The sequence below is a fragment of the Xenorhabdus entomophaga genome (genome assembly GCF_037996725.1).
In the GTDB taxonomy this organism is placed as follows: Bacteria; Pseudomonadota; Gammaproteobacteria; order Enterobacterales; family Enterobacteriaceae; genus Xenorhabdus; species Xenorhabdus khoisanae.
Map to the genome: position 1 here is coordinate 1 of NZ_JBBMXH010000207.1, position 2,691 is coordinate 2,691.

Below are 2,691 nucleotides of genomic sequence, written 5' to 3' on the forward strand. Positions count from 1 at the left end.
TGCTGTTGTTTTTCAGTCAATGTCATGGTGGTTCCCCTTCTCAATAAAAGAAAACACACTATGACAAAAGATTAACCAGTCAGGTATGTGGGGTTAATTAGGCGCTTACATAAAAGCCGCTAAGGGCAAGGACTGAGCGGCTCTTAACAAAGAAGAAAGCCGGAAGATTTTGGACCTTTCCGGCTTTTTTGCAAGGCAATAATGTAATTAATATTCTAACCCGCTATTTTATATTTCTACTTTTGATAAATAATAACCAAGATGCAGTCCTTTAAAATGTTCTTTTCTAACGTAGAATCTTATTTTTAAGATAAATGAAAGAATATCAAAAAACAAATCATTCGATTTTCCACAAAACTCTTTTAAGAGTAAAATTTCTTCCGGTTGGTTTTTTAAAACATAATATATGTAATTCATTACAATGAGTTTTGAAACAAAAACATTTACACGCTCTTGCCCAGAAGAAACACAATCTTTTATCACTTTAAAAATTTCACTCTGATTCTCGTAGTATCTCTTAGTAAAAAAATCAGGATAAGTGTAATCTATGTTATAGTCTTCAAAAGGAAGATGATAATTCTCATCATTCGAAGTTAAAAAATCGATTGTATCACAATGGAATTTATTAACTTTTATTAGAGTTTCCTCCTGCCCTTTTTTTACATATTTCTTAGCTAATTTATGCATGGAGGACAGTATATCTATTACTTTTTCCTTTTTATTTTTTCCCTCATTTTTATCATAGATAAAATAAAGAATATCATCTTCAACAATAAAGTCTTTATCAAAATTATCTCCAAATCCAATCTCATAAAAGAGATAATTAATGAAATCACTTTTACATTGATCTATGTTATTCTTCGCACTTACTCTACCAATGCTCTTCAATTGATGAATAAAATAACTTATAAAAAGATTTTTACCCTGATAATAATCATTATTAGTTATCGAAAAAATATTTGGTAATACACGAAGAGAACCATTGAAAGGATCATATGGTTTATAACAATGAAGATCGCATGGTATCTTTTTCTCGTTTAAACATTCATACCATCTATGAAGACTAAAATCAGAATTATTTTCTACCTTTAATGAAATAATCTCATTAAATTCTTCATCACATTGTTCAAATAGTATTTCGTCATTATCTATCGGATTCGCTCTTTTATTGAATAGTCTTTTTAATTTATATATATATAGGTCATTTAGATTCATTTTCATTAATCCAATTTATGAGAACATTTTTTGGGCTTACCCCATTTCCCTTTAACGCTTTGTTCACTTCTAGCTTTTATAATTTCATTATTGAATGCAGAATCAGGATTTTTAATCAAATTATAACCAATGCCTCTGGCACCAGCTTCATTTGTATTTTTAGATAGTACCCCATCCTTATAACCCGCTTCTCCGACGAAAAAGCCCTCTAAATCTTTAGCATTTTGTAATATGTCCATTCCTTTCTGTGTAATGGTATAAACAACTCTAAAGACTTCATTATTAGGATTCCAATTAGCTCCAGGTAAGTTAACCCAACGAGCTACACTTCCCCTTATATGAGGTACAATTTTTCCTCCCGCTGCTTTGACTACCTCGACTTCACCCTCTCCCATATACTTGACTATCTCATACGTCTGCGCATTTGTTTTTCCTTTGGCTTTGACTTTAGCCAAACCTAGTGGATCTATCCAAGACGCCGGATTGGACACATAAGCATAAGGATTTTCACCTCCCAATAACCCAATCGGATCTGGCGTCAGATATTGCCCGGCAACCGGCGAGTAATACCTGAACCGATTGTAGACCAGCCCGCTCTCCTCATCCAGCCACTGCCCGGCAAATTTTAACCCCGGATTCAGTGCCGCATTTTCCCCCGACACGCCCAGACGCAGCCCGTACAGGCTTTGCGGCGGCTGGCGCCAGACCCGGTGGCCTTGCGGGTCAAACAACGCCAGCGGCTCGCCCGTTGGCGCACACACCGCATACTGGGTCCGGATGTCGCCAGCAATGAGTTCACTGCGGTTTTCCGGGTTCAGGGTAAAAAACTGCACCTGCTGTGCCAGTAACTGCCAGCCGTCGAACACCAGATGGCGGATGCAGTGCAGCCGGTTGTGCCGGTACTCCCTAATCTCTGCCGGGACATCGCCATCCCACAGGTAGGTGGTACGCTCACCCGACCGTTCACAGGCTTTTTCCGTGCGCCGCCCGAAGGCATCATAGCGATAGTCCCACTGCTGGCCGCCCGGGGTCTGCACGCCGATAAGCTGGTTCTGGCTGTCCCAGCGGAACTTGGTCAGTTGTGGACGGTGGCCTTCTTCCCACAACTGCATCGCCGTCATCCGCCCGGCATCATCAAACTCAAACAGGTGCTGCCCGACCTGCCGCAACCGGTGGCCTTTCTGGTAGAGCCGTTCCCCGTCGATGTCATTCAAGCCGTCGAAACGTCGGGAAGGGTAGCCTGCCCCATCATATTGATAATGCCCACGCAACCGTTCGCCGTCGCTGACCGAGGTCACCTGTCCATTGCCATTGACCACATAACGCAGCCAGTGCCGCTCATCATTCGCCGCCACCAGATTCAGTGCCGCATCATAGCGATATTCCCGGTCTAAGCCTGCCAGTGTCGGCTGGGGAATATCGGCCACTTCATGGGCGGCAAAAAACTCCGTGTTACGCCCGGCACGCTGGGCAGTC

At 41.8% G+C, this 2,691-nt stretch carries 2 protein-coding genes; both read right to left on the reverse strand.

All coding sequences use genetic code 11. The features are described 5' to 3' along the window. Nucleotides 1-228: 228 nt before the first annotated feature. Entirely contained in the window at nucleotides 229-1,215 is a 987-nt protein-coding gene (locus AAC854_RS22040) for a hypothetical protein (protein WP_340618967.1), read from the reverse strand. A 5-nt stretch (nucleotides 1,216-1,220) separates the two neighbouring features. Then, nucleotides 1,221-2,691 (reverse strand): RHS repeat domain-containing protein (locus AAC854_RS22045; RefSeq protein ID WP_340618968.1); only part of this gene is annotated, 1,471 nt, incomplete at its 5' end.

Excerpts from the sequence above, each read along its gene's own strand:
- AAC854_RS22040 (WP_340618967.1), bottom strand. The coding sequence starts at position 1,215 with ATGAATCTAAATGACCTATATATATATAAATTAAAAAGACTATTCAAT.